Source organism: Brevundimonas sp. UBA6550, assembly GCF_002434505.1.
GTDB lineage: Bacteria > Pseudomonadota > Alphaproteobacteria > Caulobacterales > Caulobacteraceae > Brevundimonas.
The window spans coordinates 655,070-677,550 of record NZ_DJKE01000012.1 but is presented as its reverse complement, the minus strand read 5'-3'; the positions used below and the strand labels follow the sequence as shown (position 1 = coordinate 677,550).

21 protein-coding genes are annotated in these 22,481 nt (G+C 66.8%); 8 read left to right on the top strand and 13 right to left on the bottom strand.

The window, feature by feature from the left end; translation table 11 throughout:
• Positions 1–26 precede the first annotated feature (26 nt).
• Positions 27–2,600, top strand: coding sequence for a DNA ligase D (ligD, locus tag B3Z70_RS16610; protein ID WP_292024040.1), 2,574 nt, complete (start codon positions 27–29; stop codon positions 2,598–2,600).
• Positions 2,601–2,787: 187 nt separating this feature from the next.
• Here the strand turns inward: ligD and B3Z70_RS16605 are convergent, their stop codons facing one another.
• The 4 genes from B3Z70_RS16605 to B3Z70_RS16590 form a co-directional block, all read right to left on the bottom strand.
• Positions 2,788–3,639: a Ku protein gene (locus tag B3Z70_RS16605; RefSeq protein WP_292024038.1), complete on the bottom strand. Its 852-nt coding sequence runs from the start codon at positions 3,637–3,639 to the stop codon at positions 2,788–2,790.
• Between the two features lie 69 nt (positions 3,640–3,708).
• On the bottom strand, positions 3,709–4,062 hold the full coding sequence (locus B3Z70_RS16600) for a DUF1428 domain-containing protein (protein ID WP_292024036.1): 354 nt from the start codon (positions 4,060–4,062) through the stop codon (positions 3,709–3,711).
• Positions 4,063–4,083: 21 nt separating this feature from the next.
• Positions 4,084–4,566: a VOC family protein gene (locus B3Z70_RS16595; RefSeq protein ID WP_292024034.1), complete on the bottom strand. Its 483-nt coding sequence runs from the start codon at positions 4,564–4,566 to the stop codon at positions 4,084–4,086.
• Positions 4,566–5,009, bottom strand: a complete 444-nt coding sequence (locus tag B3Z70_RS16590; protein ID WP_292024032.1) for a VOC family protein — start codon at positions 5,007–5,009, stop codon at positions 4,566–4,568. The genes B3Z70_RS16595 and B3Z70_RS16590 overlap by 1 nt, the downstream gene beginning before the upstream one ends.
• Before the next feature lie 58 nt (positions 5,010–5,067).
• On the opposite strand from B3Z70_RS16590, the gene B3Z70_RS16585 reads away from it, so the two are divergent.
• Positions 5,068–5,751, top strand: a complete 684-nt coding sequence (locus tag B3Z70_RS16585; RefSeq protein WP_292024030.1) for a winged helix-turn-helix transcriptional regulator — start codon at positions 5,068–5,070, stop codon at positions 5,749–5,751.
• A 4-nt stretch (positions 5,752–5,755) separates the two neighbouring features.
• Here the strand turns inward: B3Z70_RS16585 and B3Z70_RS16580 are convergent, their stop codons facing one another.
• Positions 5,756–5,947, bottom strand: a complete 192-nt coding sequence (locus B3Z70_RS16580; RefSeq protein WP_292024028.1) for a flagellar hook protein FlgE — start codon at positions 5,945–5,947, stop codon at positions 5,756–5,758.
• Between the two features lie 206 nt (positions 5,948–6,153).
• Here B3Z70_RS16580 and B3Z70_RS16575 point away from each other — a divergent pair, with 206 nt between their 5' ends.
• The 3 genes from B3Z70_RS16575 (at position 6,154) to B3Z70_RS16565 (ending at position 9,535) form a co-directional block, all read left to right on the top strand.
• On the top strand, positions 6,154–8,043 hold the full coding sequence (locus B3Z70_RS16575; RefSeq protein WP_292024026.1) for a DEAD/DEAH box helicase: 1,890 nt from the start codon (positions 6,154–6,156) through the stop codon (positions 8,041–8,043).
• Positions 8,044–8,230: 187 nt separating this feature from the next.
• Positions 8,231–8,554: an Mpo1-like protein gene (locus B3Z70_RS16570; RefSeq protein ID WP_292024023.1), complete on the top strand. Its 324-nt coding sequence runs from the start codon at positions 8,231–8,233 to the stop codon at positions 8,552–8,554.
• 90 nt (positions 8,555–8,644) lie between these two features.
• Positions 8,645–9,535 (top strand): hypothetical protein, encoded by an 891-nt coding sequence (locus B3Z70_RS16565; protein ID WP_292024021.1) that lies wholly within the window; start codon positions 8,645–8,647, stop codon positions 9,533–9,535.
• A gap of 76 nt (positions 9,536–9,611) precedes the next feature.
• Here B3Z70_RS16565 and B3Z70_RS16560 read toward each other — a convergent pair whose 3' ends face one another.
• The 8 genes from B3Z70_RS16560 to B3Z70_RS16525 form a co-directional block, all read right to left on the bottom strand.
• Positions 9,612–10,169, bottom strand: a complete 558-nt coding sequence (locus B3Z70_RS16560; RefSeq protein ID WP_292045924.1) for a 3D domain-containing protein — start codon at positions 10,167–10,169, stop codon at positions 9,612–9,614.
• A gap of 196 nt (positions 10,170–10,365) precedes the next feature.
• On the bottom strand, positions 10,366–11,058 hold the full coding sequence (locus tag B3Z70_RS16555) for a hypothetical protein (RefSeq protein ID WP_292024015.1): 693 nt from the start codon (positions 11,056–11,058) through the stop codon (positions 10,366–10,368).
• Between the two features lie 69 nt (positions 11,059–11,127).
• Complete coding sequence (dusA, locus tag B3Z70_RS16550; protein WP_292024013.1) at positions 11,128–12,144, bottom strand: tRNA dihydrouridine(20/20a) synthase DusA; 1,017 nt, start codon at positions 12,142–12,144, stop codon at positions 11,128–11,130.
• A gap of 397 nt (positions 12,145–12,541) precedes the next feature.
• Positions 12,542–12,928, bottom strand: coding sequence for a HipA domain-containing protein (locus B3Z70_RS16545; RefSeq protein ID WP_292024065.1), 387 nt, complete (start codon positions 12,926–12,928; stop codon positions 12,542–12,544).
• Between the two features lie 479 nt (positions 12,929–13,407).
• Positions 13,408–14,184, bottom strand: a complete 777-nt coding sequence (locus B3Z70_RS16540; RefSeq protein WP_292024011.1) for an enoyl-CoA hydratase-related protein — start codon at positions 14,182–14,184, stop codon at positions 13,408–13,410.
• A gap of 73 nt (positions 14,185–14,257) precedes the next feature.
• A complete protein-coding gene (locus tag B3Z70_RS16535; RefSeq protein ID WP_292024009.1) occupies positions 14,258–15,682 on the bottom strand; it encodes an aldehyde dehydrogenase family protein in 1,425 nt (474 codons plus the stop codon).
• A 21-nt stretch (positions 15,683–15,703) separates the two neighbouring features.
• Positions 15,704–16,807, bottom strand: a complete 1,104-nt coding sequence (locus B3Z70_RS16530; protein WP_248118237.1) for an NAD(P)-dependent alcohol dehydrogenase — start codon at positions 16,805–16,807, stop codon at positions 15,704–15,706.
• A 113-nt stretch (positions 16,808–16,920) separates the two neighbouring features.
• On the bottom strand, positions 16,921–17,700 hold the full coding sequence (locus tag B3Z70_RS16525; protein WP_292024007.1) for an enoyl-CoA hydratase/isomerase family protein: 780 nt from the start codon (positions 17,698–17,700) through the stop codon (positions 16,921–16,923).
• A 135-nt stretch (positions 17,701–17,835) separates the two neighbouring features.
• Between B3Z70_RS16525 and B3Z70_RS16520 the strand changes: the two genes are divergently transcribed.
• The 3 genes from B3Z70_RS16520 to B3Z70_RS16510 all read left to right on the top strand — a co-directional run bounded on the left by B3Z70_RS16520 (position 17,836) and on the right by B3Z70_RS16510 (position 22,445).
• Entirely contained in the window at positions 17,836–18,939 is a 1,104-nt protein-coding gene (locus B3Z70_RS16520; protein ID WP_292024005.1) for a fatty acid desaturase, read from the top strand.
• A 15-nt stretch (positions 18,940–18,954) separates the two neighbouring features.
• Entirely contained in the window at positions 18,955–20,034 is a 1,080-nt protein-coding gene (locus B3Z70_RS16515) for a 2Fe-2S iron-sulfur cluster binding domain-containing protein (protein ID WP_292024004.1), read from the top strand.
• A 74-nt stretch (positions 20,035–20,108) separates the two neighbouring features.
• The gene (locus B3Z70_RS16510; RefSeq protein ID WP_292024002.1) at positions 20,109–22,445 is read left to right on the top strand and encodes a TonB-dependent receptor; all 2,337 of its coding nucleotides are present in this window, start codon (positions 20,109–20,111) and stop codon (positions 22,443–22,445) included.
• The last annotated feature ends 36 nt before the right edge of the window (positions 22,446–22,481 follow it).

Here is a 22,481-nt window from a genome sequence, read left to right as displayed (position 1 = left end):
TTTGGCGCGGGGCGGATTACGCCCCTATGCGCGGTGAACTGAAGACCTATCAGGCCAAGCGCCGGTTCGGCGAAACCCCGGAGCCGAAGGGGGCGAAAGGCGGGCGGTCGAAAGGCGGTTTCCGCTATCTGATCCAGCGTCATGCGGCGACCCGGCTGCATTACGATTTCCGCATCGAAGCGGACGGGGTGCTGAAGTCCTGGGCCGTGACCAAGGCGCCGTCGCGCGACACGGCGGTGAAGCGGCTGGCGGTCGAGGTCGAGGATCATCCGCTGGATTACGGATCGTTCGAGGGCACGATCCCCGACGGCAACTATGGCGCCGGCACGGTGCAGATGTGGGACGTCGGAACCTGGGAGCCGCAGGAGCCGGACCTGGAGGCGGCCTGGGCCAAGGGTCAGATCAAGATGATCCTTCACGGCGAGCGGCTGAAGGGCAAGTGGGCGCTGATCCGGTTGAAGAGCGACCGGGGCAAGCCGTCCAAGCGCAACAACTGGCTGTTGCTGAAGGAAAGGGACGACTTCGCGGTGGCGGGCGAGGGGGATGCCCTGGCCGAGATCGACGCCTCGGTGACGACCGGGCGGTCGCTGGCCGAGATCGCGGACGGGACGAAGGAGTGGACCGCGTCCAAGCCGACAGGGCGTAAAGGTCCTACCAAGCCCCGGCCGTCGAAGGCGGCGGCGAAGGCGACCAAGCCGCCCGCCTTCGCGCCGATTCAGCTGTGCAAGGTCGCCGATCATCCGCCGGGCGGCGCGGGGTGGGCGCACGAGATCAAGTTCGACGGATACCGCATCCAGATCGGCGTGGGCGGCGGCCGTGCGGTGTTGCGGACGCGCAAGGGGCTGGACTGGAGCGATCGGTTCCCGGACCTGGCGGCGGACGCTGCGACCTGGCCCGACGCGGTGATCGACGGCGAACTGTGCGCGCTGGACGACGATCACATGCCGGACTTCGGGGCGTTGCAGGCCGCCATTTCGGACGAGAAGACAAGCGGCCTGGTCTATTTCGCCTTCGACCTGCTGTTCGAGGGGGCGGAGGATTTGCGCAAGCTGCCGCTGTCGCATCGCAAGGCGCGACTGCAGGCCTATGTGGACCGGATCGGCGCTCTAGGGTCGGGGGCAGGCGCAGGGCGGCTGCGCTACGTCGAGCATTTCGCCTCGACCGGGCAGGCGGTGCTGGAGAGCGCCTGTCGGATGGATCTGGAAGGGGTGATCTCCAAGAAGCTGGACGCCCCCTATCATGCGGGCCGATCCTCGACCTGGCTGAAATCGAAATGCCGGGGGCGCGACGAGGTGGTGATCGGCGGCTGGTCGTCGGAGGGCGGGACGCGGTTTCGCTCGCTGCTGGTCGGGGTGCGCGACAGGAAGGGCCTGCGCTATCTGGGCCGGGTCGGAACCGGCTATGGCGAGGCGGTGACCAAGACGCTGGTTCCGGCGCTGAAGGCCGTGGCGGCGGACAGGTCGCCGTTTGCCGGGGCGGGCGCGCCCAAGGCGGCCAGGGACATTCATTGGGTCGAGCCGGTGCTGGTCGCCGAGGTCGAACATGGCGGATACACCGACGCCGGGTCGCTGAGGCAGGCGGCGTTCAAGGGGCTGCGCGAGGACAAGACGGCCGCAGAGGTGACCGAGGCGCCGCAACCGCCGACGCAGATGGGCGACGGCGAGAAGGCCACGACGACGGTGCGGTCGGCCGGCAAGCCCGGCAAGGTGGTCGTGGCGGGGGTGACCATCTCCAGCCCCGACAAGGTTCTGTGGCCGGCCGTCGGCGACTGGCCGGCGATCACCAAGGCCGATTTGGCCCGGTATTATGAGGCAACCGCCGAGCGAATATTGCCCCATGTGGCGGACAGGCCGACCTCGATCATCCGGGCGCCCGAGGGGATCGGGGGCGAGACCTTCTTCCAGCGTCATGCCATGGTGGGATCGAACCCGCGGCTGAAGCTGATCGACGTCAAGGCGCGCACCCCTTACGTCGCCGCCGTCGATGTCGGCGGCCTGGTCGCCATCGCCCAGTCGGGCGGGCTGGAGCTTCATCCGTGGGGCTGTGCGCCCGGCCAGCCTGAAATCCCCGATCAGATCACCTTCGATCTGGACCCCGACGAGGGGCTGGATTTCGCCGACGTCATCGCCGCGTCCAAGGTCGTGAAGGCGAAGATCGAAAGGCTGGGTCTGGCGGCCTTCGTCAAGACGACCGGGGGCAAGGGGCTGCACGTCGTCGTCCCGATCAAGACCGACGCCCGCTCGCGCATCACCTGGGATCAGAACAAGGCCTTCGCCAAGGCGGTGGCCGAGGCCATCCGCGCCGAGGCGCCGGATCGGTTCACCACCACCCTGGCCAAGAAGGCGCGGGGCGGGAAGATATTCATCGACTATCTGCGGAACGGGCGGATGGCGACGGCGGTGGCGCCCTGGTCGCCGCGTGCCCGGCCGGGGGCGGGGATCGCGTTTCCGCTGTCGTGGGGGCAGGTGAGGGCGGGGCTGGACCCGGCGGCGTTCAACCTTTGGACCTATGAGACGCTGCTGAAAAAGCCCGACCCATGGGCGGATTTCCGGGCGGCGGCGGTCGGTTTGAAACCGGCGCTGAGAGAGATGGGCGTGTAGGTCTTTGGAGTTCCGCGCAACTTTGTAATCCGCTCATCCCGGCGAAAGCCGGGACCCAGTCCTTTCACATCGCATGCGCGCTGGATCACAACCGACCTCTATCTCGCGCGACTCTCGCCCAAAGCACTGGGTCCCGGCTTTCGCCGGGATGAGCGGAGAGAGGGAGCGATTCCTGCCGTCCGTGGCTCTAGGCGGCGGCCTTTTTCTTGGGTGCCGGCTTCTTCTTCGGTGCAGCCTTCTTGCCCCCCGTCTTCGCGCCCGTCGCCGAACCCTTCAGACTGTTCCTTAAGGCCGCCATCAGGTCGATGACGTTGGTGTCGTCCGGTTCGGCGACATCGACCACGCCCTTGCCGCCCTTGGACTTGGCCTTGATCATGGCGCGCAGCGCGTCGTCATAGCCGTCCTTGAAGTCGGACGGATCGAAGTCCGCCTCCTTCTGGCCGATGATGCGGGCGGCGATCTCGACCATGTCGGGATCGGCCTTCACGGTCGGGATGTCGTCGAAATAGTCGTCGGAATCGCGCACCTCGTCATGGGCGCGCAGGGTGTAAGCGACCAGCCCCTTGCCTCGGACCTCCAGCGCCAGCTGGCGCTCCTTGCCGCGCAGGACCAGCTGACCCAGCGCCACCTTGCCCTGTTTCTTCATGGCGTCGCGGATGACGGCGAAGGCTTCGACGCCCGCGCCCTTCTCCGGGACCACGAAGAAGGGATCGTCCCAGTACAGCCGGTCGATCTCGGCCTCGTCGACGAACTTGTCGATGGCGATGGTCTTGGTGCTTTCCAGCTTCACCTTGTCGAAGTCGGCGTCGTCGAACAGGACGTATTCGTCCTTGGACACCTCATAGCCGCGCACCAGGTCGCTGCGCTCGACCGGACCCGTGTCGGGATCGGTCGGCACCATGCGGATGCGGTTGTTGGTGTCGGGATTGATCAGGTGAAACCGCACGTCGTTGGTGCTGGTCGTCGCCGTGTAGAGGGCCACCGGACAGGTGACCAGCGACAGCTTCAAATGTCCTTGCCAGGTGGGGCGGGCGGCCATGTCGGTTCTCCTCGATCCCTGACAATGCGTCAGGGCGATTTGCGTTCGAACAGGACCGCCGTCTGGCCGTCACGCCTTGCCGTCGAAGACGACCTTGAACCCGCCCCACATCATGCGCTTGCCGTCGAACGGCATGTCCATGTCCGCAAAGCCGGGGTCATCCTGCATCCTGGCGAAACAGGCGTCGGCGGTGGCGCGGTCGCGCCAGGTGATCCAGGAGAAGACCACAACCTCGCCCTCTTCCAGCTTCACGGCCATTGGGAAGCTGGTCAGCGCGCCGTTGGGCACGTCCTCGCCCCAGGTCTCGACCTGGGACAGGGCTCCGTATTTCTGGAACAGTGGCCAGGCGGTTTCGGCGGATTTGACGTAGCGCGCCTTGTCTTCGGTTTTTACGGGGGTCAGGAATCCGGTCACATAGGTCATCGGTCGTCTCCTTGGATGGGGTCAGAGGTCGGCGACGGCGGCGTCCAGCGCCGCGATGTCGATCTTGGTCATGGTCATCATGGCCGTCATTGCGGCCCTGGCGCGCGCCGGGTCGGGATCGGTGGTCAGGTCCATCAGGCGACGCGGCGTGATCTGCCACGACAGGCCCCAGCGATCCTTCAGCCAGCCGCAGGCGTTCTCGGCGCCGCCATCGGAGAGCAGGGCGTGCCACAGCCGATCCGTCTCGGCCTGATCCTCGGTCATCACCATGAAGGAGACGGCCTCGGTGAAGCGAAAGGCCGGCCCGCCGTTCAGGGCCACATATTCGCGTCCGGCCAGAACGAACTGGACGGTCAGGACAAAGCCTTCACGCCCGGACGGCGTGTCCACGGGCGAGCGATTGACGGCGATGATGCGGCTGTCGGGCAGGAGCGAGACATAGAAGGCCGTCGCGGCCTCTGCATCGCCGTCGAACCACAGGCAGAGAACGATCTTGTCCTTCATCACGACACCACGGCGTCGGCGGCGAAGGCTTCCGGGCCGGCGGCGACGGCGGCGGCGTCCATCCACATGACCTCCCAGATATGGCCGTCGGGGTCGGCATAGCTGCGGCCGTACATGAAGCCGTAGTCCTGGGTCGGGTTTGGGTCGATCTGGCCGCCCGCATCGCCGGCCTGATCGACAACGGCGTTGACCGCGTCTCGGCTGTCCTTGGACAGACACAGCAGCACCTGGGCCGAGGCGTGGGCGTCGGGGATCTGGCGGTCTGTGAAGGTGCGCCATTTGTCGTGGGTCAGCAGCATGACGTGGATCACGTCCGACACGACCATACAGGCGGCCGCATCGTCGCTGAACATCGGGGTCCTGGTCGCGCCAACGGCTTCGTAGAAGGCGATTGACCGGGGCAGGTCGGCGACGGGCAGGTTGATGAAAATCAGCTGGGGCACGGCGTTTCCTCTCCTTGTTGTTTGCGAAACCTGACTCCGATGATTATGATAGTCAACCATGAAGTTAGAAAAGATAACCTATAAGGCGGGGCGCAGGTATCATGACGCCTGCGGTGCGGCGCACGGGCTCGATCTGATCGGCGAGCGCTGGGCCCTGCTGGTGATCCGTGAACTGATGATGGGGCCGCGCCGGTTCGGCGACCTGAGGAAGGACCTGCACGGCATCTCGGCCAATGTGCTGACCCAGCGGCTGGAGGGGCTGGAGGCGTCGGGCATCCTGCGGCGCAGGAAGCTGCCGCCGCCCGCCTCGGTCCAGGTCTACGAGCTGACGGACTGGGGGTATGAGATCAAGCCGGTCTTCATGGTGCTGGGCCGCTGGGCGGCGCGTTCGCCGTTGCACGACCCCACCCTGCCGATCAGCGCGGTGTCGATCATGCAGTCGTTCGAAACGATGTTCGACCCGGCCCTGCCGGGCGAGGCGGTCATGACCCTGGGCTTCGTCTTCGGTGACGAGCCCTTCGTGGTCCATATTGAAAAGGGCGCCCTCACGACGCGCCGCGACGCGACGGACGCCGCCGAGGTGGTCGTCACGACCCAGCCGCCGCTGGTCGCGGCCTGCGTCTATGGCAAGGTTCCGCCAGCCGTATTCGAGGGCGACGGCCTGATGGCCCTGACCGGCGATCGGGCCGTATTCGAGCGGTTCGTGGGCTTCTTCAACCTGCCGGAGAAGGCGGGCGTCTGACGGGTCACGCCAGGATGTCCAGCAAGGTTCCGGTCATGTCGTCGGCTGTGCGGGCGACGGCGGTCTTGGCCTGGAGGCGTTCGACGGTTTCGCCGGGGAGGTCGTCCAGCGGCGCGGCGGCGGTTCGGCGCGCGCTGGCGTCGAAACGGGTCTGGGCGTTCATCATTCCGGCGGCGGCGATGGACAGCGTTTGCATGTCGAGGGTCCGGGCGAGGGGCGTTCGGTCGCCAAAGTGCGTCTTTCAGGTCAACGCCGCCTGAAGGATCAGGGTGAACGGCGTTTTCCGCCCCGCTTCAGCCTTTATCCGTGTATAGAGCGCCACCATTCGCCCGGCCTGAGGTCTGACCTCGGCCGGGCGCGGTCGTTTCGGCGACCGCCCTTGTCCGTTTGTCCAGGTTTCCCATGCCCTTTCCCGCCGTCCACCCCGCGCTCGACCGCGCCCTGATCAACAAGGGCTATGCCGAACCCACCCCGGTTCAGGCCGCCGTGCTGGAAGGCGAACATGCGGATCGCGACCTGCTGGTCTCGGCCCAGACCGGATCGGGCAAGACGGTGGCGTTCGGTCTGGCCGCTGCCCCGACCCTGTTGGGCGACAAGCCGATCTTCGGCCCCGGCGGCGCGCCGCTGTGCCTGGCCATCGCCCCGACCCGCGAACTGGCCATGCAGGTCGCGTCCGAGCTTCAATGGCTGTACGCCGATTCCGGCGCCAAGATCGCCACCTGCGTCGGCGGCATGGACGCGCGTCGTGAAGCCCGGGCCCTAGGCTTTGGCGTTCACATCGTCGTCGGCACGCCCGGCCGCCTGAAGGATCACATCGACCGGGGCAACCTGGACCTGTCGGAGCTGAAGGTCGCCGTCCTGGACGAGGCCGACGAGATGCTGGACATGGGCTTCCGCGAGGATCTGGAGTTCATTCTGGATCAGGCGCCCGCCGAACGTCGCACCCTGCTGTTCTCGGCGACCATCGCGCGCGACATCGCGACCCTGGCCAAACGCTATCAGAAGGACGCCGTCCGCATCGACGCGACGGACAAGACGCGCCAGCACGCCGACATCGAATACCGCGCCTATCGCATCGCGCCCAATGAGATCGAACACGCGGTGGTCAACACCCTGCGCTGGTTCGAGGCGCCGCGGGCCATGGTCTTCTGTTCGACCCGCGACAGCGTGCGTCACCTGCAATCCTCGCTGCTGGAGCGCGGCTTCTCCACCGTGTCTCTGTCGGGCGAAATGGGTCAGCGCGAGCGCACCGACGCCCTGCAGTCGCTGCGTGACGGCCGCGCCCGCGTCTGCGTCGCCACCGATGTCGCCGCGCGCGGTCTGGACCTGCCGGACCTGGGCCTGGTCATCCACGCCGAACTGCCGATGAACCGCGCCGGCCTGCTGCACCGTTCGGGCCGGACGGGCCGTGCGGGCAAGAAGGGCGTATCGGTGATGCTGGTCCCGCACTCGCGCCGTCGCAAGGCCGAGCGTCTGATGGACGAAGCCGGTGTCGACGCCGTCTGGTCGGGCGCCCCGACTTTCGACGAAATCCGCAAGGCCGACGAAGGCCGCCTGCTGTCGCCCGAGTTCTTCGAGGCCGACGTGTCCGACGAGGACATGATCGTGGCCAAGCGCATGATCGCCGAGCGGACGCCCGACGAGATCGCCGCCGCCCTGGTGCGTCTGCTGCGCAAGGAGCAGCCTGCGCCGGAAGAACTGTCCGATCCGGGCGCCGATCGCGGCCCCGCCAAGCGTGACCGCATGGTCCGCAACGACGACGGCACGGCGGCCCAGCCCTGGCCGGGCGAGCGCCTGGGCGCCGACGACGTGACCTGGTTCCGCCTGGACGTGGGCCGCAACAAGAACGCCGACCCCAAATGGCTGATCCCGCTGATCTGCCGCATCGGCGGCATCTCCAAGCCCCAGATCGGCGCCATCCGCACCTTCCCCGAAGAGACCCGGTTCGAGATCGCCAAGACTCACGAGAAGGCGTTCCGCGAAGCCATCGCCGCCTCCAAGGACGAGGTGAAGATCACGCCGTCGGAAGCCCCGACGCCCGGTTCGATGAAGGCCAGCCGTTTCGCCGGCAAGCCGAACCGCGACGAAGGCGATCGCCCGTTCAAGAAGACCCCCTACAAGCGCGCCGAAGGCGGGGAGGGCGACGCCCGCCCGCCGTTCAAGAAGAAGCCCTGGGCGCCCAAGGCGGCCGAGGGCGGCAAGCCCGCCGGCGACAAACCGTTCGCCAAGAAGCCGTTCAAGGCCAAGCCCGGCTTCAAGAAGGACGGCTTCAAGGGCAAGCCGAAGGGCTAAATCTCCCGTTCCACCCTCCTCGTTATCCTCGCCCTTGTGGCGAGGATCCAGACTCCCGGTGTTCGCCGGTGCGCGGTCTTCGGGACCGAGCGCATGAACCCTAGGCATGCGGCCCAGGGATGACGCGGGAAGGTGCGGGCGGATCGCTTGACTTGCCACCCGCGAAATCCGGGCGCAGGCTACGTCCATGAGCACGCCGTCCGCGCCCGAGGGACGATACGCCTCGTTCGAGGCCTTCTATCCCTATTACATCCACGAGCATTCCAACCGCACCTGTCGGCGCATCCACGTCGTGGGCACGGGTCTGGTCATCGCGGCCTTTGGCGTGTTCCTCATCACCTGGAACCCGTGGTGGCTGCTGGCCATGCCGTTGGTTGGATACGGCTTCGCCTGGGTCGGCCATTTCTTCTTCGAGAAGAACCGTCCGGCGACGTTCAAATATCCGCTGTGGAGCCTGATGGGTGATTTCCGCCTGTTCCTCGAGACGGTGTCAGGTCGTCGAAAGTTCTAAGCAACGGACTGCGATTTCAAGCTGCGCCATTACCTGAAAGCCATTAGGGTGCCTTCCTGCGGCGGTCAGCCGTTGCTGGAGGGAGCCTCAATGAAATCCATCGCCTTCGTCGCCGCCGCTTCGGTCCTGCTGGCCCCCGGCGTCAGCCTGGCCCAGAAGAGCGGCGCCAAGCCCGACTTCACCCTGGAGCCCAACTACGGTTCGGTTCGGCTGGAGACCGGCTTCACGCCCGACCCCTGGACCAAGTCGATCCTGGCCGGCGGCTCCATCCCCGCCTCGGCCGCCAAGTCGGGTTGCGAGGGCAAGGTCAGCGCCGCCCCCGACCTGCAGCTGAACTATACCGCCGGCGATCTGGACCTGACGATCAGCGCCGTGGCGTCCGAGGACACCACCCTGTTGATCAACACCCCCGGCGGCCGGTGGTATTGCGACGACGACGGCGGCGGCGAGTTCAATCCGCTGGTGACCATCTCGGACCCCGAAAGCGGCCGCTACGACATCTGGCTGGGCACCTATAACGACAACATGGTCCAGTCGACGTTGCAGATCAGCGAACTGGGCGGATCCGACAGCGCTTCGGGCGCCGCGCCCAACATGGACCTGGAGCCCAACTACGGCACCGCCACCCTGCGCGGCGGCTTCACGCCCGATCCGTGGACCAAGTCGATCCTGGCCGGCGGCTCCGTGCCCGCCTCGGCCGCCAAGTCCGGCTGCGAAGGCTCGGTCAGCGCCGCGCCAGACATCCAGATCTTCTTCGAACCGGGCGAGGGCGACCTGACCTTCCGCGTGCGCGCGTCGGAAGACACCACCCTGCTGGTGAACACGCCGAACGGCCGCTTCTATTGCGACGACGACAGCGGCGGGGACTTGGACCCCAAGGTCACCATCACCAATCCGCAAAGCGGCCGTTACGACATCTGGGTGGGCACCTACAACGACAGCATGGTCCAATCCACGCTGGAAGTGTCCGAGCTGGATTGAAGCCCGCGGGGCGTCGCAGACGCGAAAACGCCGGCTGACCCGATCGGTCAGCCGGCGTTTTTCGTTTCAGCCGGGATCAGTTGGAGGCGCTGGTCCAGGCCGGGGGGCAACCGTCGAAATCGCCGGCGTCCACAATGGTCAGGGTGCGCATGTTCAGGCGCTGCGCCTGGGTCATCGAACCGCGGCCGGTGCCGGTGAACAGGTCGATCTTCTGGCCCTTGATCGCGCCGCCCGTGTCGGACGCATACCAGTAGCCGTCGTGGATGGTGCCGTCGGCCAGACGCATGCCGACCGTCTCGCGGATGAACAGCTTGGTACGGCGGGGAATGACGCGGGGATCCACCGCGACGGTGCGCATGGCGATCGGGCGGCAGCCCAGGGAATCGTTGCCCGTCGCCCCGCCGCCGCCGGCGTGATAGAGGCGGGCCGAGGCGCGCCAGTCGGGATCGCTGGCCATCAACTCGGTCTGTTCGGCGTCCAGCGCGGCGTCTTGAGCTTCGGAACCGATCGTTTCGGCAGGGGTTTCAGCCCTGACTTGATCCGCCGCGACTGCGACATTGTAGGGGACAGGCCCGCTCGTCATCGACGACAGGGCAGCCCAAAACATGGCGAGAGCAGCGGATGCGCCGATCATAGGCTTGGCTCAGGAGACACCGGCTCCCAACGCCGCCGGCGCGCGTCTTGTCGCGTTAACTTGTGGCGAGAAAGCGGCGAACCGGCTGAACGCGCAAGACGTTACGATTTGTTTCGTAGTTAACCATCGGAAACAAATAGATATTTTTAGCGGATTGGGGCGGCCGGCCTGGCGGCCTCAATCCGCTCTCTGACGTCTAGAATCGGAAATTAAGGCCGGCTTGGACGACGGGCAGGACCTTGTAGTTGTCGGCTTCGTCCTGAATCTGGCGCTCTTCGTCGTCCAGACGCGCGCGGAAGACCAGGTCGTTCGACAGGGTTCCGCCTCGCGCATCCAGATCGACCTTGGGTTCGTCGCCAAACGCCGCGCCCGCCAGAATGCGGAAGCCAAGCCGCCTGTTCGGAGCGAAGGTGTTGTCATAACCCACGCCGATGAAGGGAGCGGTCTTCTCCAGCTCGATCCGCCCCGTCAGCGTTCCGACCTGGGCGGGGGTGAAGGTGGCGCCGCCGATATTCACATTGCCGGTCGGTGTGGCGTCCAGATCGATCTTGCGACTGCCGAAATAGGCGCCGCCCGACACCAGAAAGCCGTTCTCGAACGGGTGCAGGTCCACGAAGGCGCCCGGCGACTTGAAGTCGATCTTGGCATCGTAATCGATGCCCTTGTAGGTCTGGTCGCGGTCCCAGTTCAGAACATCATAGCCGCTGCGCAGCACGACCTTGGGGCTCAGCGCCCATTGCGCCTGAAGCCCCAGACCCGGCGTGCCCACCTGGGCGCCGACGGCGAACCGGCCCCCTTCGTTGGACTGGGCTTGGGCTTGGGCCTGAACCGCACACGGGATCAGGCAGGCGGCGACGGCCAGCGGAGCCAGGCGAAGACGAGGGGACATGACGCGGTTTCCAGGGACTTGGCGGATGAGAGTTCCCGCCCATCCTGACCGCCGCTCTTGAAGATTGGGTTACGCCGCCTGATCGCGCCGGGCCTCGGCCTCGCGCACGGCCTCGACGGCGCGGTCCAGAACCTCCAGCCCCACGCCCGGCCGGATCGCCTCCACCGTCAGGATGCGCCGGAACGCCCGCGCGCCCGGCCGGCCGTGCATCAGCCCCAGCATATGACGCGCCATCGCCGACAGGGCGACGCCCTCGGCCAGACGCGCGGCCATATAGGGCCGATAACGCTCCACCGCCTGGAAGGCGTCGACATCGGCCACGGCCTCTCCGAACAGGCGCCGATCCGCCTGCCCCAGGATGGCCGGCTCGTGATAGGCCGCGCGGCCCAGCATGACGCCGTCCAGCCGCACCCCGTCCTCCTCGGCCAGCAGCGCCTCGGCGGCGTCCAGCGACGCGATCCCTCCGTTGATCGACACGTTCAGATGCGGCCGCTCGCGCTTCAACCGACGCACCAGCCCATAGTCCAGCGGCGGCACGTCGCGGTTCTCCTTGGGCGACAGACCTTTCAGCCAGGCCTTGCGCGCATGGACGATGAACACCTCGATCCCAACGGCGGCGCAGGCGTCCACCGTGGCGAACAGGCTGACCTCGGGGTCCTGGTCGTCCACCCCGATGCGGCATTTGACGGTGGCGGGCACGGCGACGGCCTCGCGGATCGCCGCCATGCAGTCGGCGACCAGTTCGGGCTCGCGCATCAGACACGCGCCGAACCGGCCGGACTGAACGCGGTCGGACGGGCAGCCGACGTTCAGATTGATCTCGTCATAGCCGAAGGCCTCTCCGATCCGCGCCGCCTCGGCCAACTGCGCCGGATCTGACCCGCCGATCTGCAGCGCCACGGGATGCTCCACCGCGTCGAACCCCAGCAGCCGCTCGCGGTCCCCATGCACCACCGCCGGCGCCGTCACCATCTCCGTATAAAGCAAAGCCCGCCCCGTCAGCGCCCGATGAAACGCCCGGCAATGCCTGTCGGTCCAGTCCATCATCGGGGCCACGGACAGTCTACGAGCTAGATTCAAAGGCATTTTCGGCAAGTTCAGGCGGTTGACTGACGATGTTCCGACGCTGTTACGCGCTTTTTCGACGGCTTTCGCCCTATACGAAATCTCTCTGCACCCTTTTTGCACCCAAATCATGGCTTCGATCCGCAAGCAAAGGTCTGGTCGGTGACGCGCCCAAGTTCGGCGTAAGGGACACGTTGCAAAAGAGACCTTCTTGCGATTCGACGATGCCAAGGCATGGGCGATAGAGGCAGTCCACATGGCGTGATCGGCGTTGAAGCGTCTGGGACTGGTTGGAAAGGGAATGGCGCGGGATCGTCGCCCGACGAAAGAAGAACTCGCGAGGTTGATCGAGCATTTCGAGGCCAATCCTCGTCGTCCAAGGGAACCGCGCCCGAAACCGTTCGCCGCTCCTGCTGCTTTAAGACAGGCCGGCCAACCGCGATCCGATTAGCTTGATCTGCGGCTTGGTCACACCGTGTCGGGCCGCCAGTTCAGGCCATTCGCGCACGGCGTCGCGCGTGCTTCCTATGACGGCCTGCACATCAGCCTTCGATAGACCCGCAAACCCGCCAAGCTTCTTCAGGTCAGCGATCGACGGCGCCTGGCCCTGGCCCATGACCGTCGTCGTCTGCTCCCCGCCGGGGCCGGACGAGAATGTCAGATCGTAGGCGGGCGATAGACGCCACTCCCCTTTGGCGTTCATCAGGTAGGTGACGTTCTTGCCGTGGTCGTCTCGGTTGTGGACGATGACGTTGAATACGGCCAAGCGGAACATTGCTTCGACCTCACGGGCATCTTTGGTGATGCCTTGGGTAAGGGCGATCAGGGTCTCGTAGTCGAGACCGCTTGGTCGCGAAATAGGCTCCGCCCTTCGCGGTCTTGATCAGACGCGTATCGGTCATCGCGACGCCTGCAGCCTGCGCCATCTGCGCATAGACCTATTCGATCACGCCCGCGTCCTTGCCGTCCTGGGTGTTCGGAAGCGTTGAAATTCCGACCGATTGGTCCCCTCATTGCAATCCTCCCATTGCGTTATCAAAAAACGGTCTGCGCCGTTTGCAGCGACGCTAGGAGATGCGGGCGACGTGCGACCTGTACGAAAGTTGGGGCGGGGTGCGGCGTCTTGGCAGGGCAGAGCGACCGGGGCCGCCCTGCCTCAGCCTCAGAGTGCGCGGGCGATCACCAACCGTTGAATGAGGCTGCGGCGTGAGGGGCGATCCGCTCGCGGGCCATGTCGCGCACGGCGTCGCGGATCATCGTCTGGGTTTCGGACAGGATCATGGTTCAGCATCCCTTCCAGGCGGGCGCGCGCTTTTCGGCGAAGGCTTTTGGCCCTTCCAGCGCGTCTTCGGAGGCCAGCATCTTCAGCGTCGCGGGGGCGGCCCAGACCTCGGCCAGGCTCTGGTCCAGCGGTTGGTCCAGTCCGGCGAGAACGGCGGCCTTGGTCGCGCGAACGGACATGGGGCTGCATTTCAGGATGTCGTCGGCCCAGCGGCGCGCCGCGCCCAGGACATCGGCCTCGACGACCTCATTGACGAACCCCAGAGTCAGGCCTTCGCGCGCCGAGACGGGACGGCCGGTCAGCATCAGGCCCATGGCGCGTTTCAGCCCGATCTCGCGCGGCAGGCGTTGGAGCCCGCCGGCCAGGGCCGCCAGTCCGACCTTGGGTTCGGGCAGGGCGAAGGCGGCGCCCTCGACGGCGACGACGATGTCGCACGCCAGGGCCAGTTCGAAACCGCCGCCGAAGGCGAAGCCGTTGACGGCCGCGATCACCGGCTTGTCCAGACCTGTGCGGCTGGTCAGCCCGCCGAATCCGCGCCTCGGCAGGGCCAGGGCGGCGCCCTCGGCCTGGACCTTCAGGTCCTGCCCCGCGCAGAAGGCCTTGTCGCCGGCGCCGGTCAGAATGGCGACCCATTGATCCGGGTCCGAGGCGAAGTCGTCGAAGACGTCGCCCAGCGCCTCGTGCGCCGGACCGTTCAGTGCATTTCGCGCCTCGGGTCGATTGATGGTGATGATCGTCAGCGGTCCGTCCCGTTCCACGACGGCGTAGGCTTGGCTCATGGGTCTTGTGCTCTTGTGAAAAGAAAGGCGGTCGAGTGGCTCGACCGCCTTGCCGGACAGGGATGTCGGACGGTCAGGCCGCGACGGGGGCGCGCCGCAGGGTGACGGTCTTGGGGTTGGTGTATTCCAGCAGGCCGCCCAGGCCGTTCTCCTGACCGACGCCGGACTGTTTGTGGCCGGCGAAGGCGGCGAAGGGCGAAAGGGCCAGACCTTCGTTGATCCAGACGCTGCCGGCCTCCAGTTGCGAGGCCACGCGCATGGCCCGATCCTCGTCCTTGGTCCAGACGGTGGCGGCCAGGCCGAACTCGCTGGCGTTGGCCAGGGCGATGACGTCGTTCTCGTCGCTGAAGCGCATCAGCGGCAGGACGGGGCCGAACTGCTCCTCCTGGACGATCCGGCTGGATTCCGGCGGGTTGTCGATCAGGGTGACGGGCACGAACAGGCCGTCGCCGGGCGGCGGGGCGGCCCCCTCGATCACCGTGTGGCCCGAGGCGCGGCTGTCTGCGATCAGGTCGCGCACGCGGTCGTACTGCGGGCGGTTCTGAACGGGGCCGAAGGCGACGCCCTGCTGCGACCCGTCGCCGATCGGCAGAGTCCGGGCCATTTCCGCCATGACGTCGCGCACGGCGTCATAGACCTCTTCGTGAACATAGGCGCGTTTGGTGGCCACGCAGATCTGACCGGCGTTGGTGAAGGCGGACCAGAACAGCTTCTCGGCGGTGTCCCGCACATCCACATCCGGGAAGACGATGGCGGCGTCGTTGCCGCCCAGTTCCAGCGTCAGACGCTTCAACGTCGGCGCCGCGCTCTGCATCACCTTGCGTCCCGTCGCGGTGGAGCCGGTGAAGCTGATCTTGCCGAACGCCTCGTGCGAGGTCATCAGCGGTCCCAGGTGATCGCCGCCCGTGATCAGGTTCAGAACCCCGGCCGGCAGGACCGAGCGCAGCAGCTGGCCGATCTTCAGCACCGTCATGGGGGTGAAGGGCGAGGGCTTCAGGACCATGGTGTTGCCGGCCAGCAGGGCAGGGCCGATCTTCCACATCGACAGCAGGACGGGGAAGTTCCACGGCGAAATCGCCCCCACGACGCCGATGGGCACATGGTGGGTCTCGATACGGTGTTCCGGCGTGTCTTCGACCACCGTGACCGGATCGGCGTAGCTCGAGGTGGCCAGACACCACTGTCCGGCGGCGTTGATCTCGAACGCGGCCTGGTCGATCGGCTTGCCGTGCTCGCGGGTCAGCATCCGCGCCAGTTCGTCGGCGTTGTCCAGCAGGGTCTGGCCGATGGCGGCGACAGCGGCCTGGCGCTCGGCCCAGGGCGTCGCCGCCCATTTCGGGAAGGCGGCCTGGGCGGCGGCGATGGCCGTCTCCAGCTCCGCCTCGCCGGCGTCCGGGGTTTCGCCGACCGGAGAGCCGTCGGCGGGGTTGAGGATCTGCAGTCGCTTCTCGGCGTCCAGATCGACGCCGCCGACGGTCATGGGAAGATAGTCAGTCATGAACAAGCTCCAGGGGCGCGGTCAGTCGAGAATGAGCACGGCCTTCACGCAACGTCCGTCGTGGGCGTCGGCGATGGCCTGGTTGATGTCGGCGAAGGGGTAGCGTCGCACGATCTTCTCCAGCGGCAGCCGGCCGGACTGGGTCCACTCCACCAGTTGCGGCAGGAAGACGTCGGGATCGCTGTCGCCCTCGATCACCCCCTTGACGGTGAAGCCATAGGTGATGGCGCCGACGATCGGCACGGGCAGGACCGCGTCCAGCGATCCCGGAACGCCGATCAGCGCCAGGGCGCCCTTGGGCGCCAGCATGCCCAGGGCGCCTTCCAGCGCCTTCACCACGCCGCTGGTGTCCACGATGTTGTCGACGCCGCGCGGCGAGATCGCGCGCACCGCCTCGGTGATGTCGCCGGCCGCCGGGTCGATCACATGATGGGCGCCCAGCTCCGCGCCCAGGGCGCGCCGTTCGGGGCGCGGCTCGATCAGGATGATGGGGTCGCACCCGGCCAGAACGCCGCCCAGCACCGCGCTGAGACCCACCGCCCCGCCGCCCAGGACGACCAGGGCGCTGCCCTTGCGAGCCTCCAGCGAACGCAGCACCGCCCCGACCCCGGTCTGAACGCCGCAGCCCAGGGGCGCCAGCAGCGACAGGTCCGCGTCCGACGGCGCCTTCACCACATTGCGCTCATGCGCCACCGCCAGGCTGGCGAAGGAGGATTGACCGAAGAAGACGCCGGAGACCGCCTGGCCGTCCTTGCTGAGCGGCGACGTGCCGTCGGGCCGGGCGCAGGCGAAGTTCAGACCCGTGAAACTGTCGCAATAAGCCGGCGCTTCGGCTTCGCAGTTGGCGCAGTGACCGCAGGAATCGAAGGTCAGCAGAACCTTGTCGCCCGGGGCGACCTTGGTGATCTTCTCGCCGATGGCGACGACCTCGCCCGCGCCTTCGTGGCCCAGCACCAAGGGGAAGTTCGTGCCCATGGCGCCGCTGGCGAAGACCAGGTCGGTATGACAGATGCCGACGGCCTGGATGCGGACGAGAATCTCATCCGGTCGCGGCTGGGCGACATCCAGCTCCTCCAGCACGAAGGGGGTGTTCGGTTCCTTAAGAACCGCAGCGACGGCTTTCACAGGGGGTCTCCTCGCGTTTCTGTTTGACCCGAGTGTTGCGCCCTTTCCCATCGCCCGCCCCCCATCCAAAGTCTGGGGGTTGGAACGGGCACCCGGCGGCTTGGTCCTGGCGCTCAGTCGCGGTCGAACACCGGGGCGCGACGCCCGACGAAGGCGGCGATGCCCTCCAGGGCGTCAGGCTCGCCCCCGCAGGCCGAGATGGCGCGGGCCTCGGCTTCCAGCTGGCTTTCCAGGACGGCGGCGAAACTGTCGGCCAGCAGCATTCTGGACCGCCCGATGGCCAGGGTCGGAGCCGCCGACAGCCGTTCGGCCATGGCCTGGGTCTCTGTGGCCAGATCCGCGCTCGGGCAGACGAACGTCGCCAGGCCCTGGTCCAGGGCCTCGGCCGCCGAGAGTTTGCGGTTCAGCAGGATGAAGGCCTGGGCGCGCCTGAGCCCCATCAGCCTGGGCAACAGGAAGGTCGCCCCGCCGTCCGGCGACAGGCCCACGCCGGGATAGGCCACGGAGAAGCTGGCGGCGTCCGACGCCAGCACGATGTCGCCGATCAGGGCCAGGCTGAGACCGGCGCCGGCGGCCGCGCCGTTGACGGCGGTGATGACCGGCTTGGGCATCCGCGCCAGGCGCGCCACGGCCATGTGCAGCGGCGCCGTCAGGTCGCGCAACAGGCGCGGCAGGTCCGAGCCGGCCGACGAAAAGCCCGCCACGTCGCCGCCCGCGCAGAACATCCGCCCGGCGCCGGTCAGGATCACGACCCGGATCGCCGGATCGGCCTCGCAGCGATGAACGGCGTCGAGCAGGGCGCGGCAACTGTCGGTGTCCAGGGCGTTGCCGACCTCGGGCCGGTTCAGGACGATCCGGGCCGTCTTGCCCTCGATAGTCAGATCGATCGCCATGTTCGCCTCTCTTCGTCGCCGCGTTTGAACGTGGCGCCAGCCATAGGCGGCGGGCGGGTCGGGGACCCCGAACTTCCGGTGGGGGTGCGATCAGGCCCCCGGGGCTAGCTTGCCGTCAAAATGATGGAGGCGCCCGTGAAAGATCCTGCCAAATATCTGATCTCGCCATTCGTGGTGTGTGTAAGCATCGCCGGGCTGTTGGCCGGCGGCGCCTGGGTTTGGGCCGGTACGGCCCTGGTGCTCGCCCTGCTGGTCATAGATATCGCGCTGCCGCGTGATTTCAGCCGTCGCGATCCACGCTATCCGGCGCTCTACGACACGGTGATCATCTTTACGGTGCTGCTCGGCTTCGTCCAGATCGCGGTCCTGGCCTGGCAGGTCGGCCGCGCCGGATGGACGACGGGAACCATCCTCAGCGCCAGTCTGAACGCCGGTCTGATCGGCTTCGTGCCGATCACCGCCGCCATCCACGAACTGTTCCACCGCCGGTCGCCCTGGCAGCGGGTGTTCGGCCGCTGGAGCCAGATGCTGATCCTGGATCCCCTGCGCGAGCGGACCCATGTGGTGACCCACCACCTGCATGTCGCCACGCCGAACGACCCCGACACGGCGCGGCGCGGCGACAATCTGTACGCCTTCCTGCCGCGCTCCCTGGCGCACCAGATGCTGGACGCCTGGAAGCTGGACCGGATGGTCTGCGCCAAGCGCGGCGTCGGGATGATTTCCCAGCACGGCATGGTGTTTCGCGCGGTCCTGGCCGTTGCGGCCTTCCTGATCGCCGCGGCCGTCATCGGCGGCGGCTGGGTCGCGCCCCTGTGCGTGGCCGGCGCCTGTCTGATCCCGCGCGTCAGCCTGGAGATTTTCAACTACGTCGGTCACTACGGTCTGGTGACGGAGCATCCGGGCCGGTTCGCGCCGCGTCACACCTGGAACCACCTCAGCCCCCTGGTGCGGGTCCTCAGCTTCGAGATCACCAACCACGCCGGCCACCACGTCGACAGCTACAAGCCCTTCTATCTGCTGGAGCCGGACCGCACCGGGCCGCAACAGCCGCACTTCCTGGTCTGCGTGCTGCTGGCCTTCGTGCCGCCGGCCTGGTTCGCCGTGATCCGGCCCCGCCTTCAGGACTGGGACGAGCGGTTCGCCACCGACAAGGAGCGCGCCCTGGCCCATGCCGAGAATGTCCGCGCCGGATGGATCGACAAGCCGGCGACCGCGACCATCGTCGCCGCGCGCTGATCAGGTTAGCCGACGATGTTCAATCTGTTCCGCCCCGCGCCGCCGCGCACGATCACCGTGTCGCCGGCGGGCCGCCAGTTTTCGGCCAGAAAAGGCGGGGTTCTCCTGGAAGAGGCGCTGCTGGCCGGCGTGCCGCTTCCGCATAATTGCACGGTGGGCACCTGCGGCGCCTGCAAATGCCGCCTGACCGAGGGCAAGATCGTCGAACTGACGGACTTCGCCCTGTCGCCCCTGACGGGGGAGGAGTTGCGGGCCGGCTATATCCTGGCCTGTCAGAGTTCGGTTCGAACCGACGTCGTCATCGAGGTCGATCTGGGCTCTCAGGCGGACTTCGCCAAGGTGTCCGGCCGGGTGGCGGGCCAGACCCGCCTGACCTCGGACATCATGGGGCTGCGGATCGTGCTGGATGAGCCGATGAGCTATCGGCCCGGCCAGTACGCCCATGTCGGTCTGGAGGGCGTGCCGGTGGCGCGGTCCTTCTCGTTCGCCACGCCGTGCCGGCCGCAGGTCGGGCAGGAGGTGGAGTTCATGATTCGCCTGGCGCCCGGGGGGCAGTTCACCGAGGCGCTGTTCGCTAGGGACTTCACGGGCGAGAAGGCGACGGTCGAGGGGCCGCTGGGCGGTTTCGGCCTTTCGGAAGACGAGGCGCCGATGCTGTGCGTCGCGGGGGGGACGGGCCTGGCGCCGATCCTGGCCGTGCTGCAGCACGCGCTAGACAGCGGCCAGACGCGCGACGTGCATTTCTTCCTGGCGGTGCGCTCCCAGGCCGATCTGTTCGGGCTGGAGCGGATCCAGGCCATGGCCGAGCGCTGGCCTGCGAATTGGCGGTTCGCGCCGATCCTGTCGGCCGAGGCCGAGGATAGCGACTGGACCGGGATGCGTGGATTCGCCGCCTCGGCGCTTGAGCAGTTCAACGGCTTCGGCGGCGGGGCGGGGCACGCCTATCTCTGTGGTCCGCCGATCATGGTCGACAGTTGCGCCGACAGTCTGGCGGCCCAGGGTTGGGCGTCCGACCGGATTCTGGCCGATCGCTTCCTGGATATGTCCAGCGGAACCCAGGCGCGGCTCAAAGATATCGCCGAGGCCAAACCTTAAGTATGGGGCCAGGCCTCGGCGGGCCGCGTACAACCCTCTCAAGATCGCGATAATTGCGACGATGGAGGGAAACCATGAAGACCAAGACGAAGACTTCGATTCTGGCGTTGAGCGTCGCCCTGGCGGGCGGCTTCGGCGCCGGGGGAACGATGGCCCAGACGGCGTCGCCGACCCCGCCCGCCGAGCCGCAGGCGGCCACGGTCGACGATATCGTGGTGACGGCGAACCGTCGCAGCCAGAACCTTCAGGACGTGCCCATGGCGATCAACGCCATCGGCGGCGAGGCCCTGGAGAACAAGGGGATCGTCGACACCGCCTCGCTTTCCGCCATCGTGCCTAACCTTCAGGTGAGTTCGCCATACGGCAAGACCCAGCCGAACTTCAGCCTGCGCGGCGTTTCGGTCGCCAATGAGTTCAACGCCAACCAGGCGTCGCCCAACGGCGTCTATCTGGACGAGGTCTATCTCAGCGCCCGCTTCGCCCAGGGCATGAACCTGTTCGATCTGGAGCGGGTCGAGGTGGTCAAGGGGCCGCAGGGCACGCTTTACGGCCGCAACACCGTCGGCGGCGCCATCAACATCATCACCCGCAAGGCCGAATTCGCGCCTCTGAACGGCTTCGTCGAGGGCGGATACGGCAACTTCAACCGCTGGTCCCTGACAGGCGCGGCGGGCGGGACCCTGGTCGAGGACCGGCTGGCCTTCCGCATCGCCGGAACGGTCGAAAAGGGTGACGGCCAGTTGAAGAACCTCTTCCCCGGCAATCCCGACGAACGCTCGATCGACAACTACGCCATTCGCGGTTCGCTGCTGTGGAAGCCGACGGACGACCTGTCCTTGCTGGTGCGAGCCTATACCGGCGAAAGCAATCCGACCGGCGAGCCGCCCTTCGTGATCGGTTCGGGTCCCGGCGGCGTGAACCCGATCACCGGCTATTCGCGGCCCAAGGACATGGGCTTCTACGAGACCGCGACCAACTATGTCGGTCATAACCGCGCCCAGGCCAGCGGGATTTCGGTGACCGGCAAGCTGGCGCTCGGCGCCTGGGACCTGATCTCCATCACCGCCTACGACAAGGGTGAACTGCGCGTCGATCAGGACGCCGACGGCGGCCCGGTCGATGAGTTCAACATCAACTGGTATTCGGACTACGAACAATTCAGCCAGGACATCCGTATCGCGTCCGATCCCAGCCGCCCGGTGCGCGGCATCATCGGCGCCTATTACGGCTGGGATCAGAACAAGACCTTCAACACCTACGACTTCTTCGGCTTCCTGGAAGGGGTGCCGGGCCTGCCGGCGTTCGATCCGCCCAACATCTTCGCGCCTCCGCCCTATCCGGGCCTGTTCGGCGGCGTGCCGGGCGTCTTCAGCGGGTTCAACGTGGATCACCGATTCACCCAGACCCGCAAGTCGGCGGCCATCTACGGCGACGGCAACTGGGACATCACCGACCGGCTGACCCTGACGGCGGGCCTGCGCTATACGCGCGACGATCTGGAACTGACCGATGTCAGCTCGACCGCCCGCAACTACGCCGGCGTGCCGCAGTTCAACTTCATCCCCTTCCTGGCGCCGCCCGGCTCCAAATGCCCCGATACGCCGGGCTGCCCGTCGCTTGAGACCGACTCCAGCAGCGTGACGGGCCGACTGATCCTCAACTACGATGTGGCCGAAGACGTGCTGGCCTATGTCAGCTACAGCCGCGGTTATCGCTCCGGCGCGATCAACGGCACCGCCTATGCGTCGCCGGCGCAGCTGACCTTCGTCGAGCCGGAAGAGGTCACGGCCTATGAGATCGGCCTGAAGAGCCGCTTCCTGGATCGGCGCCTGCGCATGAACGGGGCGGTCTTCTTCTACGACTACAAGAATCAGCAGTTGCAGGAGATCGTCGGCATCGTTCCCTTCCTTCGCAACGCGCCGGAAGGCCAGGTGCTGGGCGTGGATTTCGACGCCACCTTCGCCGCGACCAACGCCCTGACCTTCAACCTGGGCTTCGGCTATCTGGACAGCGAGTACAAGACGCTGGAGCTGGCGGGCGTGGATCTGAGCGGCAACGTCTTCTCGAACGCGCCGGAGATGACGCTGAACGCCGATGCGGAAATCCGTCTGTTCGACGATGGGGAAAGCGCCTTCATCTTGCGGCCGAACGTGGTCTACACCGGCCACACCTGGCTTTCGCCCTTCAACGACAAGAACGGCAACGCCAATCTTCAGCAGGACGGCTATTGGGTCGCTAACCTCCAGGCCAGCTATGAGCGCGGACCGCTGTCGATCGGCGCCTATGTGAAGAACATCTTCGAGGAGGAGTATTTCTCCTACGGGCTGGACCTTCGCAACTCGATCGGCGTGGACTTCCTGGTGCGCGGCGAGCGGCGGACCTACGGCCTGAACGCCCGATATCGTTTCTGACGCAGGACGACAGGGGGGAGGCGCGCCAACCGCGCC

What these genes read in the sequence shown, in the direction of transcription:
- B3Z70_RS16540 (WP_292024011.1), bottom strand. Translation starts at nt 14,184, where the DNA reads ATGAGCCAAGCCTACGCCGTCGTGGAACGGGACGGACCGCTGACGATC.
- B3Z70_RS16510 (WP_292024002.1), top strand. Translation starts at nt 20,109, where the DNA reads ATGAAGACCAAGACGAAGACTTCGATTCTGGCGTTGAGCGTCGCCCTG.
- B3Z70_RS16600 (WP_292024036.1), bottom strand. Translation starts at nt 4,062, where the DNA reads ATGACCTATGTGACCGGATTCCTGACCCCCGTAAAAACCGAAGACAAG.
- B3Z70_RS16535 (WP_292024009.1), bottom strand. Translation starts at nt 15,682, where the DNA reads ATGACTGACTATCTTCCCATGACCGTCGGCGGCGTCGATCTGGACGCC.
- B3Z70_RS16555 (WP_292024015.1), bottom strand. Translation starts at nt 11,058, where the DNA reads ATGTCCCCTCGTCTTCGCCTGGCTCCGCTGGCCGTCGCCGCCTGCCTG.
- B3Z70_RS16515 (WP_292024004.1), top strand. Translation starts at nt 18,955, where the DNA reads ATGTTCAATCTGTTCCGCCCCGCGCCGCCGCGCACGATCACCGTGTCG.
- B3Z70_RS16585 (WP_292024030.1), top strand. Translation starts at nt 5,068, where the DNA reads ATGAAGTTAGAAAAGATAACCTATAAGGCGGGGCGCAGGTATCATGAC.
- dusA (WP_292024013.1), bottom strand. Translation starts at nt 12,144, where the DNA reads ATGCCTTTGAATCTAGCTCGTAGACTGTCCGTGGCCCCGATGATGGAC.
- B3Z70_RS16570 (WP_292024023.1), top strand. Translation starts at nt 8,231, where the DNA reads ATGAGCACGCCGTCCGCGCCCGAGGGACGATACGCCTCGTTCGAGGCC.
- ligD (WP_292024040.1), top strand. Translation starts at nt 27, where the DNA reads ATGCGCGGTGAACTGAAGACCTATCAGGCCAAGCGCCGGTTCGGCGAA.
- B3Z70_RS16605 (WP_292024038.1), bottom strand. Translation starts at nt 3,639, where the DNA reads ATGGCCGCCCGCCCCACCTGGCAAGGACATTTGAAGCTGTCGCTGGTC.
- B3Z70_RS16595 (WP_292024034.1), bottom strand. Translation starts at nt 4,566, where the DNA reads ATGAAGGACAAGATCGTTCTCTGCCTGTGGTTCGACGGCGATGCAGAG.
- B3Z70_RS16580 (WP_292024028.1), bottom strand. Translation starts at nt 5,947, where the DNA reads ATGCAAACGCTGTCCATCGCCGCCGCCGGAATGATGAACGCCCAGACC.
- B3Z70_RS16565 (WP_292024021.1), top strand. Translation starts at nt 8,645, where the DNA reads ATGAAATCCATCGCCTTCGTCGCCGCCGCTTCGGTCCTGCTGGCCCCC.
- B3Z70_RS16560 (WP_292045924.1), bottom strand. Translation starts at nt 10,169, where the DNA reads ATGATCGGCGCATCCGCTGCTCTCGCCATGTTTTGGGCTGCCCTGTCG.
- B3Z70_RS16575 (WP_292024026.1), top strand. Translation starts at nt 6,154, where the DNA reads ATGCCCTTTCCCGCCGTCCACCCCGCGCTCGACCGCGCCCTGATCAAC.
- B3Z70_RS16525 (WP_292024007.1), bottom strand. Translation starts at nt 17,700, where the DNA reads ATGGCGATCGATCTGACTATCGAGGGCAAGACGGCCCGGATCGTCCTG.